This window comes from Sphingobacterium corticibacter (assembly GCF_003076635.1).
Taxonomy (GTDB): Bacteria; Bacteroidota; Bacteroidia; order Sphingobacteriales; family Sphingobacteriaceae; genus Sphingobacterium; species Sphingobacterium corticibacter.
In genome coordinates this window covers 1,354,383-1,370,098 of sequence record NZ_QDKG01000001.1, presented here as the reverse complement: position 1 = coordinate 1,370,098, position 15,716 = coordinate 1,354,383, and the positions used below count along the sequence as shown (strand labels likewise).

Genomic DNA, 15,716 nt, shown 5'->3' with positions numbered 1-15,716 from the left:
ATAACATCGTAAATATATCAAACTATCTACAAATACATGAACAATTTCGGAATTATTGTCAAACTGACCATTGTAATTATCCTCACTACCTTTTCCATGAAAGTGGCTGCTCAAAAATTGGAAAAGATGACATGGTTTAATGAACCAACCAACTGGGAAATACAAAATAATACATTAAATATGTTCGTGACGCCAAAAAGTGATTATTGGCGAATTTCTCACTATGGCTTCACGGTCGATGATGCGCCGTTTTATTATACTGAACGCGGTGGCGAATTTGAGGTCAAAGTCAAAATATCAGCCGATTATAAAAATAGATTTGATCAAGCTGGATTGATGCTACGCATTGATCATGAAAATTACATCAAAGCAGGAATCGAATTTGTAGATGGCAAATACAACCTAAGCGCTGTTGTAACACACAAAACAAGCGATTGGAGTATTGTACCGATCGATGAGGCCATTCCATTTGTGTGGATCAAAGCTGTTCGTAGATTGGATGCCGTAGAAGTGTGTTATTCTTTTGACGACCAAACATATACTATGATGCGCAATGCGTGGCTACAAGACAATCATCCGGTCAAAGTTGGCGTAATGGCCGCTTGTCCAGATGGTGATGGATTTGATGTAAAGTTTGAGCAATTCAAAATTACACCTTTAGCAGATCAGCGCCGTACCGAATGGTTACAGAAGAATGCTGGAAATTAAGACCTAAAGCGTTTCAGTATTTACATTATCTTGACGATATACTGGGGCAATTGTGACGATAACGCGACGATAGATGGTTGCTTACGCACGTATCTTTGACTTATGAAAAATGTAAAATTTTCGACGCTAGAACTAGCGATCGTGGTAAAAGGTGATAATCTCGCTGGCGCCATGGCTCGCGCGGTAGAAAGCGCACAAGCTGCTGAGAAATACGGATTCGAAAGACTCTGGCTCGCTGAGCATCATAATATGGAAGCCATTGCGAGTTCGGCAACCTCGCTACTTATACAGCATGTGGCCAGCCAAACGAAACAAATTCGTGTAGGTTCTGGCGGTATTATGCTGCCCAATCATGTTCCTTTGGTGATCGCCGAACAATTCGGTACGTTGGAGACACTATTTCCCGGCCGCATAGAAATAGGTTTGGGTCGTGCGCCAGGAACAGATCAGCATACCGCAATGGCACTACGTCGCAATAATCTAAATACCTCATTTTACTTTAAAGATGATGTACTTGCTTTGCAACAATTTTTAAGCTCCAGCAACCATACCGCTAAGGTAAGAGCTTTTCCTGGCGAAGGATTAGAGATCCCATTGTGGATTTTGGGATCGAGTACCGATAGTGCGTATTTAGCGGCAGAGCTAGGTTTGCCGTATGCCTTTGCGGCACATTTTGCACCGGCGATGCTTTCGTCAGCCATCCAGATTTACAGAGCGAATTTCAAACCTAGCGCGCAGTTGCAAGAACCCTATGTGCTAATTTGTGCCAACATTGTCCCGGCCGATACCAATGCAGAGGCACAGTTACTAGCGACCAGTTTGTTCAATATGTTTGCAGGCATTATTACTAATCGCAGAGTGCCACTTTCTGCACCTACGGCTGAACCCATTTATGCAGGTATTCCAGAAATCGAGCAAGCGGTACAGTCCATGATCAGCTGTACTTTTATAGGAGATACACAAACGTTGGTCAGCGAATTGACAGATTTCATAGAGGAATATCAGCCCGATGAAATCATGACGACAAATTACATTTTCGACAATCAGAAACGATTAGATGCTTTCCGTTTGACGGCAGACACTTTCAAAAAAATCAACAACAATTAGCATGCGCATATTAGCAGAACTACCTCATCCTTCTTTCAAGATTAGCCTTTTCGGGATGAATCAAAAATTCATTATTAAATTCGAGCAAGGCTCCTTAGAGCAGTCGTACAAGATTGCCGAAGCCGATATTATTGGAGGAGTCAATGGGGTCTTCGAATTAATTGATGAAACATTTTTAAAGACCGTAGAAGATATCTTTCAGCAGATGCGAAGCAGTTTTGTGGAAGCTTACAAAAGATATGAATAATTAGTTCATGTTATTATAATTAAAAACCTGTTAAACAATACGTTGTTTAACAGGTTTTTTTATTTCAGAATAATATTTGGCACTTCAAATCAGCAAATTACATCTAAATGCATTTCATATCAATAATCACTACATATAATTTACATAAAGATCTTATAGACAAAATAGTAATTGGTGAAACCAAATATTATTTGGCAAGCCATTTTTGAAGAATCGGCACACTATTCACCGCTGTTTCTTCGATGAGGATTGTCTGTGCCGGAACGGTATATTGTGATGCATTTGGATCTACAAAAATGAGCTTACAGTCGCTCTTCAAATGGTACAAAAGATTGGCTGCAGGATACACTTGTAGCGAGGTACCAATCACTATAAAAACATCTGCTTCCTCTGCAATCGTAGTTGCTTCATCCATTGCTGGCACGGCTTCGCCGAACCACACAACATGCGGTCTTAATGGTGCACCGCGCTCACAACGATCTTCCATTGTGAGCGTATCCCCTACTATCGGATAGACAGCAAAAGGGTCAATGGAAGATTGCGACTTCGTAATTTGCCCGTGCAAATGCAATACCCGATCACTGCCCGCGCGCTCATGGAGATCATCTATATTTTGAGTAATGATTTGCACATCTTCTATCTTTGCTAAATCGGCTAGATACTGATGTGCCGTATTCGGTTTTGCAGCCAAACAGGCTTTCCGTCTTAGGTTGTAGAAGTGCTGCACCATGTCGGGATCACGATGCCACGCTTCTGGCGTAGCCACATCTTCGATGCGATAACCTTCCCATAATCCATCCGCTCCGCGAAAGGTTTGCAAACCACTTTCAGCAGATATACCCGCTCCGGTAAATACCACAATCTTTCTCATAAATATGTTCTTAATACTTCTATAAAAATAACGAAACCGCAATAAAAGCGACACAGAAAATGGCGCACGCTACGCATTAAGTTTTCTGCGACCATAAGTATTTAATTACAAATCCCTATTTTGGCCTTATTGGTTTTCCATTCCGACTATGAGCAATCTTTTGCGAAGCAACATCGAAGATTACGTTAAGATTACCGACGATGATTTCGCCGCGATCCGACAGCATTTTGATCAAATGGTTTTTCGCAAAGGCGATTTCATCATTAGAGCTCAGGAATCAGTTTCTACGATCTATTTTATTCAGTCAGGATTGGTAAAACTTTCCTATTGGGATCAGGATGGCAAGGAGCACATTGCCTCTTTTGCTATGGAAAATTGGTGGGAAACGGATTTCAACGCTTTTTACCATCAAAGCAGATCATCCTGCACCTTGCAATGTCTGGAAGCTACGACGGCCTATACCCTTTCGCTAAAGAACTATCAACACCTCTGTGCCACTTTTCCCTTCATGACGGGGTATTTCTTGGATAAATCCATCCGTGGACATATTGCCAACCAAAATCGTATCCTATCGCTGCTCACCTTATCACCGAAAGAGAAGTACGAGCAGTTTTTACAACTGTATCCTAGTTTGGTGCAGCGGATTCCTAAGACGATCTTAGCTGCGTATCTCGGCGTATCTCGGGAAACATTGAGCAGAATGTACCGCAGCAGAAAATAGCATATGTGATCCAAGTCACAGTCCCGCACCGCATCTTACACCGACCTTTGTAGTATCAAATTTAAATGAGAGATGAAGATGGAAAAAAACGCAATCAACCCATGGACATGGAGTGCCGCAAGAAGCTATTCGCAAGCAGTTGAAGTAAAAAATGTTGCCGGCACACTCTATGTATCAGGGCAAACAGCAATTAATGAGCATGGTATCTCCAGTGATGCAGACATGAAAACACAATTAGTAGAAAGCATCGCCAATCTGGAGAAAGTAGTGCTTACTGCTGGCTATGAACTCAAGAATATTGTCCGCTTAAATATCTATACAACTTCAACAGCGGACTTATTTCAACATTTTGAGCTACTGCAACAATGGATCAACAAACACGAGATCCAGCAAGCATCAACCGTATTGGAAGTGAAAGGCTTGTTTGAGACATTGACCGTAGAGCTGGAAGCGACAGTTGTCAAATAAAGCGATCCGTAACTACACGACACACATCCAACAAACTGGCTTTTGCAGATACGTCTATCTGCAAAAGCCTAACCTGTTATTTATCGGTATGAAAATTCAGTTTAGAGGCAATTCAAAATAGAATGTTGAACCTTGGTTTGGTGCGCTAATGGCATCAATTCGTCCATGATGTAGCGCAATTATTTCTGCGCAGAGATACAGGCCAATGCCAAATCCAGCGACATTACTACTATTTTCAACCCGGAAGTACCGTTCAAAAAGCCTAGGAATATTTTCTGGAGCTACGCCTATTCCACTGTCTTTGACCGACACACGGAGGTGATCGCCTATTCTCTCTGCAAAAACTTCAATCTGGCTGCCGCGAGGAGAATATTTCACGGCATTGCTCACCAAATTATTAATAACCTGTCCTAATTTTTCACGATCGCCAGATATATGAAGCTTTTCCAGCGGATGAAATATGATCTCGTGATCGGTAAACAACAAGTGATGTTCGACGGCAGTTTCGGCCAACATCACCGCCATATCGAAGGTAGTTTTATCAATCTGGATCTTGGCCGATTCCAATCTAGACACGTTCAAGAAACCATTTGTCATTTGCGTCATGAGTCGCACTTGCTTGAGCGAACTTTCAAAAGCATGCAACGAAGCGGCGTCTTCTGCCTGCAGGGCCTTCCGATACAAAATCTGCAGATAGCCATTTAGCGAAGTCAACGGCGTTTTGAGTTCGTGAGAAACCATTGCAATAAAGTCATTTTTGCGCTGATCCTCTTCTTTCAGCGCTTGGATATCAGTGGCCGATCCTACCCACATGCTAAGTTGCCCCTCGGCATTCATAACAGGCGAAGCCGTATTGAGATGCCAAACATATTTTCCTTGCGTATTCTTAAAACGTATTTCAGAAACGTATGATGCGCCACTTGCCGCGGCTCTATTCAGCCCTTCACTATAGATTGGGATATCCTCAGGATGCATCACTTGAAAATAACCAAAACCTTGAAGTTCATCAAAACTCATCCCTGTATAATCTAGCCATTTTTGATTCAGGAACGTCCATTCGCCATCTGGTAACGCGTTGGAGATCATGGCTGGTACTAGATCCGCTAGTCGCCGGAAGTGTTGTTCACTATGTTCCAATTTCCGTCTCGAATTTACCTGTTCAGTAACATCTACCGCCACGATCAGTATATCTGCAACGGATTGATTAAGACCAAAAACAGGCTGATATACCAGATTGAAAAAAAATTGTTTTAGCGCACCATCATGTTCTAGCAAGGCCGGGATCTCATTGGCAAAAAATGGCTTTCCAGAGGTAAACACATTATCCAAAATACCTAAGAAGGGTTGTCCTTCTAGTTCGGGCAACGCCTTCTCCAGCGGCATTCCTATAATACTATTTGTCTTGCCCCATACTTCCAAAATCTTCTCATTGGCCATCTCCACAATCAATTCGCGCCCTTGCAGCAAGCCAATTGCCACTGGAGTCTCTTGAATTAAAAATTTAAACCTGGCTTCGCTTTTCGCCAGCTTATCATGGGAGATAGACAATTGATCATTTGCGAAGGATAGTTCCTTCGTATACTGTTCCAACAATCTCCGCGATAGCACACGCTCTGTGATCTCAAAAGACATCACCAATACGCCTGTTCTATTACCATGCAAATCACTCAGCGGCTGATAGGTGTAATCCACAAAAGTTTCACGAATTGAGCCATCTGGCATAGTAAAGAGCACAGGACTTTCTTCCACATCGATAATCTCACCTGTTTCCATCACGTGCCTTAGCTGGCCTGCAAAAGGTTGATTGGCTAAATCGGGCAAAATTTCTAAAAAAGGTTTACCGACTACTTCCTGTCTCGATTTCTTCCAATAATCGAGGTTGGTGTCGTTAATCATCTCTACAATTAGCTCATCACCACGAATAACCACCACCGAGGCCGGCAACATATTGATAATCTGGGCTAAATCATTATTGGCTTGTTTAGTTTTACGGATATTTTTTAAGGTGTGTGTAACCTCTACTGCAAAATTGAAAATGCCATCAACCTCTCCCTCGGCATTAAACCTCGGAATATAGGTACAGTTGAAGTCTCTTGTTGTAGTTGGTCCATGCTCAAGATCAGCGATTTGCAAGGGATGATCACGTAATTCTATAATAGTACCTTTCTCATATACCTCAAGCAGTGTCGACTTGATTAGACTGTCGTTGAGCTCTGGTAGCGCTTCTAAGAAAGGTCTATTTAATATGGATCTGCCTTGGTGTATATCCTGATATTGTTGATTTACCTCTTCAAAAACCATATCTGGTCCTGAAAGCACGGCAAATCCAATAGGCGCTTGCTGCAACGATTGATATAGGCGTTCGCGTTCTTCTTCTGCAGCACGAATCTTGGTGGCTTTGTCGCTATCCCATTTCTGCAAAACTGGTTGCGTAAGCCAAACAGCTACTTTCGACACAACACCATTGTCATCTAGGATAGGCGCATAGACAAAATCCAGTAAGACGTTTTGATCCTTTTTCGAATTTGGCATAGCCAAAGAAACGTGGTCGGCATGATACGGTTGTCCAGCATGTATAGATGCTAGCATAGATTGCTCGTGTGTATCTCGCAGAGATGCAAAAAAATCCCAATAGCACGTATCTAAAAGACCTGTTTTCGCAACACCTATAATTTCAGCAAATCTATCATTGACCATCTCTAGCACAAAATCATTCGCAGAAACAATACAGGTTGCTACTGGTGCATGATCCAGAAATGCTTTTAAAAATGGCATACTTAAAATAATGGTCTTGAAAACTAATGACTATGTAAGTAGTAATCTATTAAATATCAGTACTTCTTTTTACATCATATTTGATTAATTGTTTTACCAAAAAGGATAAAAATCATCAAACAATAAACCGCTATCCAATGATGCGTATAATTTGACGAGATTAATAGCGATGAATTAACATAATTATAATGCATTAAACTGCTTTAGTAAACGTTTTTATCATAATTTAAATCGCAGATGATGATTCAAGAAAAATTCAAAAACTCCCTATCTGCCATAATCGACATGGAAGATACCGAATGGGAAAAGCTCTATTCCGCATTTGAGCTGCAACAAGTACCAGCCGGCACGGTGCTCACTCGAATTGGTGGGACGGAACGGAAACTGTATTTTATTGTGCAGGGCATCGTACGATTGTATTGTATTGGATCGAAACAGCAAGATGTGACCGTATTCTTGTTTAAGGAGCATCATTTCGCTAGCAGCTACCAGAGCTTTCTTACGCAGGAATTATCGGATCAGGCGCTAGAAACGTTAGAGCCTTGTACATTAATGGTCATTAATAGACGCGACTTTGATAAATTACATGAAACGGTACCCAAAGTCAATCAGCTGACGCGTATTATCGCTGAGCAACGTTTCATCAATGCACAGCGGATCTTTTCAAGTCATATCACGCAGACGCCCGAACAGCGTTATTTGAATTTTGAGCGCCAACAGGGAGATTTATTACTGCGCGTACCACATCATATTATTGCTTCATTTCTGGGCATTACGTCTGTTTCCCTGAGTCGGATTCGGAATCGAGTATGTAGGAAATAGTATTTCTTATCTTTTGTTAACGAGATTGCATATCCCATTGGCGATTTTCGTGGTATGACGCAATCATCTCATTATTCCTTCCCATTTTATGACGCTAAGACCATATCGACGCGTTGGAAAACTCTGTTAGTTGGACTTACGTTCTCACTACTCTTTGCTCAAGCTATCGCACAAGAAAGCAGCACACCCCGATTGGAGGTTGAAATAGATCCACTGGCTTACATCTTGAAAGGATATTCTTTCCACGCCGCTATGCAGTATGGTAGTTTTCGCTCGAGCGCAGGCATTTTTGCGATCTCACAACCTGCTTTCGTAGTCAACAATGATGCCTTTAGCGTATATTCATCGGGCTTTGATGTTAAGACGGATTTTCTATTCGGCACGAGCAAAGCATGGCATACCGGTCTACAAGTGAGCTATGCGAAAGAGCAAATCACGCTGAGGGAGAACTCTAACGAACAAAACGTATGGGGATTCAATTTAGGCGTACGAGGCGGCTATCGCTTTCTTTTCGGCAAAGCCGAAAAACAGTACAAAGGGCTATATATAAATCCTTGGTTGGCAATCTTATATGCCCCAAGTGCGAAAAGCATCAACATCAGTCAGCAAACCTACAAACAGTCTACAATCTTTCCTTTTCCAGCAGTACATGTGGGTTGGCGTTTTTAAGAAAATGCCTAAGATGGGAATCCTACAAAAAAGGCTTCATTTCCTCTTCGATCTGCTTACGGTGTACCATCAAGCGTTTGGCGTATTCTTCCTGCTTCTTTTCTTCCTCGGTGTATGGAATCCATTTAGGTACAGATACCGATTTTCCGTCATCATCGGTGGCGACGAACACGATAATACAATGCGTTTTTTTCTCGAACGTTTCCTTTTTCAGATCCCTGGCATATACGTCGATCGCGATATGCATACTTGTAGAGCCAGTGTAAATCACATGCGCTTCCACCTTTACGATCTGCCCAATCTTAATGGGTTGATAAAAACGAATACCCCCGACGTACACCGTCACACAATACCGTCCGCTCCATGTGCTCGCACAGGCATACCCCGCTTGATCGATCCATTTCATCACACTGCCACCGTGAACTTTACCACCATAATTGACATCAGAAGGTTCGGAGATAAATTGAAATACTAAAGGTGTGTTCATATTGCTTCGATATATTGATAAACTGCAACACAATTTAAGCAAAAAAATCGGCCAGCTTCAAGAGTAGATTAAACTATCGTTAAAGCTGGCCGACTAGAATTTTGTTACATCTAATTCCAAGAAGGCGGATCTACCTGCAAAAGATGTTTTACGAAGAAATCCCGACGTTTGTGCTCTCCAAAATCACCACCGGAGGAATGCCCCATACCCGGCACCATGATGAAATCATGATCTTTCCCATGTTTAATCAATTGATCGACCAATTGATAGGTAGAAGCTGGATCTACGTTATCATCCAACTCACCGACGATCAACAGTAATTTTCCTTCCAAACGGTGTGCATTTTCGACGTTCGAGCACGCGATGTATTCTGGTCCTACCGGCCAGCCCATCCATTGCTCATTCCACCAGATTTTGTCCATGCGGTTGTCGTGACAACCACAAGACGAAACACCCACTTTGTAGAATTCTGGATGGAAAAGTAAGCCCGCGGTGGATGATTGTCCACCGGCCGAGGTACCATAGATACCGACACGTTCTAAATCCATGTAAGGATATTGCTTCTGTGCCGCCTGCATCCACTTAATACGGTCGGGAAAACCAGCATCTTTTAAGTTTTTCCAAGCCACATCGTGAAAAGCTTTAGAACGATTAGAAGTACCCATACCATCGATCTGTACCACGATAAAACCTAGCTCTGCCAGTTCATGCATGCCCGAAGGATTCGCGTAAAAAGATTTCGGCACGAAAGCACTGTGCGGACCAGCATAGATGTACTCTATGACCGGATATTTTTTATTCGGATCAAAGTTAGAAGGACGAATAATGACGCCCCAAATATCCGTTTGTCCATCGCGGCCTTTCGCTTGGAACACTTCCGTCTGTTGCCAACCTGTCGCTTTTAATTCGCTGATATCCGACTGCTCCAATTCCATTACGATTTTGCCATCTTTCGCATCGCGCAATACGGTTATAGGCGCTTGATCAATGCGCGAATATACATCGACAAACAGTTTATGTGAAGCATTAAAATAAGCCTGATGATGAGCTGCTTCTGGAGTAATTTCACGCAAGTCCTTACCATCCATGCCAATCACATAATAATGCACTAAATAGGGATCCTCTCCTTTCTTCATACCACTGGCTTGGAAGTATATTTCCCCTGCTTTTTCGTCTACATATTCTACGCCACGCACCACCCAATCTCCTTGGGTAATCTGGTTTTTGATTTTGCCGCTTTGCGCATCAAATAAGTAAAGGTGATTCCAACCATCGCGCTCCGATGCCCAAATGATCTCACCCGCATCTTCCAGATCTTTGCGGTATTTCTTACCGCTATAATCGATAAAGGTTGGGCTTACTTCGGCAATCACGCTTCTGGTCGCACCCGTATTGGCAGATAGTTCCAGTATTTCGTAACGCTGATGACCACGTTGGTTGTACTCAAAAGTGATTGCCGTATTGCTTTTGTTCCACAACGGTGGTGTAATGGAAAACTGATTGCCAATCTTGGTAGGATCTGCAGCTTTGATATCGCCGGTTTCTATATCTACAATAGTCGGAAGGTATTGCGGCAGCGCATCACCCGGCTTCACATAATCTCTGGTTTGCAACTTAGGTTGCAACTGATCGGCAGGAGAAGATTCCAATAACGTGAGCTGACGCACTTCTGCTTTTCGTACGCGATAAACCGCCAACTTGCGACTATCGGCCGACCAGTATAGGCGCGAAGAATAATAATCGCCCGGACTGCCGTCATACGTCAACCGACGTTCGGCATCTTTACCAGTTTCGTCCTTTTTGCGTACATACACATTATTGTTTTTGATAAAGGCGACATGGTTACCATCTGGAGAAGTTATTGGTTCACCGGCTGTATCATCCCAGCGACGACCCCAATAACCGCCATTGCGGTCGTTATCTGCATCTTTTAGCTTCGTTAATTGCTTCTGCTGATTATCCCATTGCCAAATGCTTTTGCCAGCGGAGAAACTAACTCTTTGCGCGTCGAGCACTTCAAAATCCCGTTCCGAGATATCTTCTAAGCGAATTGCTTTACCCAGTTCCTTCGAAAGTGCTGTTGTTAACGCGGCCGCATCTACATTCACTTTAGTTTTACGAGCGGCATCAACCAATACAAAGGTACTTCCTGCATCGCGCAGGCGCACGCGGTAAGCCAAAGCATTTCCATCCTTGGACCAGGTGATTTGCTGTGGAATTTGATAGACGTTATTACGCGTATTTTCTCGCACGTCCTTCGATCGAGCATAGTCTGCCGCAGTACCTTGCGCAAAGCCTGACGCGATGTAAAAGGTAGATAGTACGGCAAAGAGTGTTATTTTCATAGTACTTGATTCTTCTTTTTTATTAAATAATATAGGGGAATGCCTGCCAGCGTGATACCGATACCCGGCCACGTGAATTGTGGTTTGTAGATCACGAGTAGCACGATAAACGACAATCCCATCACAATATAAATCGCCGGCAGAATCGGATAACCGAACGCCCGGTATGGTCGCTCTATATCAGGTCGTTTTTTCCGAAGGATAAATACGCCGATGATACACAGCATGTAGAAGATCACCACCACGCAGGTAATCATATCTAGCAGGTCACCGTAGCGACCAGTAAGACACCAAGCTGCTGCCACGATGCCTTGCAACCACAAGGCATAAGCTGGTACGGCATTCTTATTCAGTTTGCCAATTTTCTTAAAGAACAAACCATCTTGCGCCATCGAATAATAGATTCGCGCTCCGGCAAGGATCAATCCATTATTGCAACCAAAGGTGCTCACCATAATCATAACGGCTAGAATCGTGATACCGACTGGACCGAAAATCTCTTGTGCTGCCACCATCGCCACGCGATCTTTTGGAGCAGCCGCCATTTCAGTCAAAGGCAACACACCAGTATACATTAAGTTAGTAAGCAGGTAAACGACGGTAACGATCATGGTGCCAAGTGCTAAGCTCAATCCAATATTGCGTTTCGGATTTTTGATTTCACCAGCTACTGCAGACGAAGTATGCCAAGAATCGCTACTAAACAAAGCACCTACCATCGCGGCAGATAATGCGCCCAATGCGCCAATCATGGTATAATCGCTATACGATCCATCTTTCGATAGGTTTTGTAACTTCCAAGTGTTTTCACTCGCCCAATTCGACTGCCATACTTCGCTATCGAATGCCCAAAAACCAAAGCTTACTAACAAAATAAGACTCAGCAGTTTTAAGATAGTGATAATCGTTTGTACGGTTTTTCCATTTTGCACGCCCAAGGTATTGATGAACGTCAATAGAAATATGACAGCGATCGCGAGCACTTGCGCGTAGGAAATCTCATACGTTCCCAGCGACCAGAGTATGACGTCTTCGTCGAGTATGGGAAAAAGGTAGGCCGTAAATTTGGAAAAGGCCACACCAACGGCGGCAATAGTCGCGGTATGGATAACCGCAAAAAATGTCCAACCAAAGGTAAAGCTCACCAATGGACTGTAGGCTTCTTTAAGATAAATATATTGTCCACCTGCACGTGGAAACATGGCGCTCAACTCACCGTAACTCAGCGCGGCTGTCAAGGTCATAAATCCGGCGATCAACCACACGACCATCAGCCAACCAGCAGATCCAGTATGCCGAGCAATATCGGAGGATACGATAAATATACCCGATCCGATCATACTACCGGCCACCAACATGGTCGCGTCTAGTAGACCCAAGGATTTTTTAAATTCTGGAGATTCGTTATTCATAATTAGGTACCTTAGTCGTTAGTTAGCTGAATAGAATTTCCATACGGGTTTATAATCGAGCGGTACTTTTTGATCCTTTAAGATAGCTCTTAGCATCTCCATGGGCAAGTAATTCTCTTTGATTACGCGATCATGAAACTCGGCATACGACATCTTCCCGTCCCCAACGAGTTCGTCGCTAATGCTGAGCAATTGCAAGCCACCGATCATATACGCTAACTGATATAGTGGATCGTACGATCCTTCAAAAGAGCGCTTCACTTCACCATGTGCATTTGCCGGTTCGTGTCCTACCTCGTTTACCAAATAATCGATGCATTGCTGCGGCGTCCATTCCCCTAAATGGAATTTGATACTAAAGGTGATGCGGGCACAACGGTGCATGCGCCAAAAAAGCATACCGATACGTTCTTCTGGTGTTTTGGCAAAGCCCATTCTGTAAAGTAGTAATTCCCAATACAAGGTCCATCCTTCTGTCCAAAATGGCGTATTAAAATGCTGTGCACGATACGGTTTGTAACGGCGATTCATAAAATACTGCAAATGATGACCCGGCACCAATTCATGTTGTACCGTTCCTAATGAAAAATACGGGTTATTGCCTCGCATACTCATCATTTTTTGATCGTAGGTCATGGTGTTTGTGGGATACGAAATACTAATCTCCCGGCCACCAGTAAAAAATGGATTGACCAACTGCCGTTCTGGCGTCATCATAATCATTCCCCAAGTCTCATCAGCCAAAGGCGGAATATCCATCAACTGATTTTCTTTGATGAAAGCTTGGGCTTTATCATATAACTGATTGATAAGTTCAGGTTGCTTTCCGACCGGTACGTAGGTGTTTTTCACTTTTTCCTGCGCAGCTTGCCAATCGTCACCAAATCCCATTTCCCGAGATGCCTTCAGCAACTCTGCCACACACCATGCCCATTCCTTATCGGCAATAGCCAACAATTCATCGGCCGTGTAGGCAATCATTTCATCTTGCAACTTCTGATTGAGCATTTTCTTTCCGATCGGCTGACCGCCGATGTTGCTTCCATCGTCAAACACTTTCCAATCGCTTTTGGATGTGAGCACTTCTTTGTATTGATCTAATTCTGTATTGACATCGGCAAACGTGGTCGGCATCCACCAGGTGAACTCGACATCGTAACCATTATAAAAGTCAAAAGCGCTAGCCAATCTCTGCTTCACGCTTTCTATCATTTCCGTCAGGAATTGTACATCTGCCGATGGAATGGCTTTACCATTCTTCACTTGTTCGCTTTGCTGTTGTATTTGCTTAACAGTGTTTTGCAGATCTGTCGCCAGCTTCTTCGCATCTACTTCATGTCCGCGACGCCTTTTTTGCTCGAAATCGTAGATTACAGCCGCAAAAGGCAGGTAATGTTCTAAACGTTTGTAGGTTTCGAGATCCGCTTGTAGATCTTCGCTATGACGCGCTATTTTGCGCTTTAGCAATTGGTAATCCACTTGTCCGCCCGTCGGCAGATTGTTGTAATCCACTTCTTCTAGCTCTTTGAAATAAGAGCGATCCAATACCAATAAGCGGTTTATCTGTTCTGGCGATGGTGCCGAGCGTTGAAAACCCCATCCCTTGGGCATGGGGCCGTAAAAATAATTGATGGCCTGCTCATCGTGACCGTATCGGATCACGTAAGGTTCTAGCGGCGTAGTATGTTCGTTCATATGTTGAGCTTGAGCAAGCGCGGTCGCTAAAGAGCAAAGACCGATGATTAGTTGTGAGCGAATAGTTATCATAATAAGGAAGGTATTTTTGGGTTTTATTGAAACCGCTCGGGTCGAAATCCCTGAATATTTGTCTGCGGGTTATTGCCATCCAAGAGATCAGCAATAGTTTTTCCAAAGGCTGGCCCGAGGCTCAGCCCCATCATACCAGCACCACCTGCTATCAATACATTTTGATAGCGCGATGAGCGACCGAGATACGGCAAACCATCTGGCGAACAAGGGCGATATCCATACCACACTTTATCGGGATAAGACACATGCAGGTCAGGGAAATAATTTGGAATAGCTTCTACAATACCTTTCACACGGTTGGTATAAATCTTGTCGTTGGCCGGGCCCAATTCCATCGTACCGCTAAAGCGAATTTGTCCGTTCATTGGCGTTACCGCTACGCGGGCTTCGACGAGCAGCGCCGCATGCTGCATCGCGGTATTTTCAGGCGGCTCTACCATGAAGGAATAGCCTTTTCCCGGCATCAATGGCGTTTTGATGTTTAAACTTCTAACCAAATGAGGTAAAGAAGCACCACCTGTAATCACGACCTCATCTGCATCAAATGTGCCTTTCGAGGTTTTTACCGCGGTTACTTTATTTCCCGAAACTTGGAATCCCTCTACCGAAGTTTGGTAGTTGAAGGTGACGCCTGCTTCTTTTAACAAGACAGTTAAGCCATGCATTAATTTGGAAGGTGAAAGAATACCATCGCAATTATATAGAATACCTCCTACCGCGTCAAGGCGCAAGTTAGGTTCCAAGGCTTGAATACCATCTTTATCGTACGGCACAGCATCTAATCCTAATGCGCGTGCACGTTCAGCTAGTTCTTGCTCTTCATGTTCTGCTGCTTTGGATTTGTATAGCATCATGATGCCGTTTTGGCGTAGTTCAAAATCAAATCCGACCTCGTCTTTCAGTATATCGTAAAGCTGACTACTGTACAAGTTTAAATCGCGAATGGCTTCAGCGTGGGCATCCACATGCTTTTGGTTGGCATGCCGCAGGAATTTCAATCCCCAATTAATCAAATCGGGATTGAGCGATGGCCGTACATAAAATGGACTTTTGCTATCAAGCATCCAGCGAAGACCTTGCGCGACAATTCCTGGCGCGGCCAATGGCGTAAAATGGCTAGGCACAATCATACCGGCATTGCCGATGGAACAATTATTCTGTCCATCTTCCTTATCCAGCACTTGTACTTCCCAACCCGCCTTGAGCAGGTAATAAGCGCTGCATAAGCCCGCAATTCCGGCGCCTACAACAAGCACTTTCCCCTTATTCTTATTTTCTGTAGTTATAGACACGTTATTCTTGGTATTAAATGTG

Annotated in this window: 14 protein-coding genes; 7 read left to right on the top strand and 7 right to left on the bottom strand. The window is 43.5% G+C overall.

Annotated elements, in window-relative coordinates:
- Positions 1-36: 36 nt before the first annotated feature.
- The 3 genes from DC487_RS05845 (at position 37) to DC487_RS05835 (ending at position 2,062) form a co-directional block, all read left to right on the top strand.
- Positions 37-708 (top strand): DUF1349 domain-containing protein, encoded by a 672-nt coding sequence (locus DC487_RS05845; RefSeq protein WP_207774315.1) that lies wholly within the window; start codon positions 37-39, stop codon positions 706-708.
- A gap of 102 nt (positions 709-810) precedes the next feature.
- Positions 811-1,815, top strand: coding sequence for an LLM class flavin-dependent oxidoreductase (locus DC487_RS05840; protein ID WP_116774968.1), 1,005 nt, complete (start codon positions 811-813; stop codon positions 1,813-1,815).
- Between the two features lies 1 nt (position 1,816).
- A complete protein-coding gene (locus tag DC487_RS05835) occupies positions 1,817-2,062 on the top strand; it encodes a hypothetical protein (protein ID WP_116774967.1) in 246 nt (81 codons plus the stop codon).
- Positions 2,063-2,249: 187 nt separating this feature from the next.
- On the opposite strand, the gene DC487_RS05830 is transcribed toward DC487_RS05835, so the two are convergent.
- Positions 2,250-2,933 carry an SIR2 family NAD-dependent protein deacylase gene (locus DC487_RS05830; RefSeq protein WP_116774966.1) on the bottom strand — a complete coding sequence of 228 codons (684 nt, stop codon included), beginning with the start codon at positions 2,931-2,933 and terminating at the stop codon, positions 2,250-2,252.
- A gap of 148 nt (positions 2,934-3,081) precedes the next feature.
- On the opposite strand from DC487_RS05830, the gene DC487_RS05825 reads away from it, so the two are divergent.
- Both DC487_RS05825 and DC487_RS05820 read left to right on the top strand, forming a co-directional pair.
- Positions 3,082-3,654, top strand: coding sequence for a Crp/Fnr family transcriptional regulator (locus DC487_RS05825; RefSeq protein ID WP_116774965.1), 573 nt, complete (start codon positions 3,082-3,084; stop codon positions 3,652-3,654).
- 78 nt (positions 3,655-3,732) lie between these two features.
- Positions 3,733-4,122, top strand: coding sequence for a RidA family protein (locus DC487_RS05820; RefSeq protein WP_116775053.1), 390 nt, complete (start codon positions 3,733-3,735; stop codon positions 4,120-4,122).
- Between the two features lie 96 nt (positions 4,123-4,218).
- On the opposite strand, the gene DC487_RS05815 is transcribed toward DC487_RS05820, so the two are convergent.
- Positions 4,219-6,897, bottom strand: coding sequence for a PAS domain-containing protein (locus DC487_RS05815; protein WP_116774964.1), 2,679 nt, complete (start codon positions 6,895-6,897; stop codon positions 4,219-4,221).
- Between the two features lie 237 nt (positions 6,898-7,134).
- Here DC487_RS05815 and DC487_RS05810 point away from each other — a divergent pair, with 237 nt between their 5' ends.
- Both DC487_RS05810 and DC487_RS05805 read left to right on the top strand, forming a co-directional pair.
- A complete protein-coding gene (locus DC487_RS05810; protein ID WP_116774963.1) occupies positions 7,135-7,719 on the top strand; it encodes a Crp/Fnr family transcriptional regulator in 585 nt (194 codons plus the stop codon).
- Between the two features lie 54 nt (positions 7,720-7,773).
- The gene (locus tag DC487_RS05805) at positions 7,774-8,388 is read left to right on the top strand and encodes a hypothetical protein (RefSeq protein ID WP_116774962.1); all 615 of its coding nucleotides are present in this window, start codon (positions 7,774-7,776) and stop codon (positions 8,386-8,388) included.
- Between the two features lie 22 nt (positions 8,389-8,410).
- Here DC487_RS05805 and DC487_RS05800 read toward each other — a convergent pair whose 3' ends face one another.
- From DC487_RS05800 to DC487_RS05780, 5 genes are all read right to left on the bottom strand, one after another.
- Positions 8,411-8,875: an acyl-CoA thioesterase gene (locus DC487_RS05800; protein WP_116774961.1), complete on the bottom strand. Its 465-nt coding sequence runs from the start codon at positions 8,873-8,875 to the stop codon at positions 8,411-8,413.
- Between the two features lie 110 nt (positions 8,876-8,985).
- Positions 8,986-11,220, bottom strand: a complete 2,235-nt coding sequence (locus DC487_RS05795) for a S9 family peptidase (protein WP_116774960.1) — start codon at positions 11,218-11,220, stop codon at positions 8,986-8,988.
- Complete coding sequence (locus DC487_RS05790; RefSeq protein WP_116774959.1) at positions 11,217-12,632, bottom strand: APC family permease; 1,416 nt, start codon at positions 12,630-12,632, stop codon at positions 11,217-11,219. The genes DC487_RS05795 and DC487_RS05790 overlap by 4 nt, the downstream gene beginning before the upstream one ends.
- Positions 12,633-12,650: 18 nt before the next feature.
- On the bottom strand, positions 12,651-14,399 hold the full coding sequence (locus DC487_RS05785; RefSeq protein WP_116774958.1) for a DUF885 family protein: 1,749 nt from the start codon (positions 14,397-14,399) through the stop codon (positions 12,651-12,653).
- Between the two features lie 23 nt (positions 14,400-14,422).
- The gene (locus DC487_RS05780) at positions 14,423-15,694 is read right to left on the bottom strand and encodes an NAD(P)/FAD-dependent oxidoreductase (RefSeq protein ID WP_239016325.1); all 1,272 of its coding nucleotides are present in this window, start codon (positions 15,692-15,694) and stop codon (positions 14,423-14,425) included.
- Positions 15,695-15,716 lie beyond the last annotated feature (22 nt).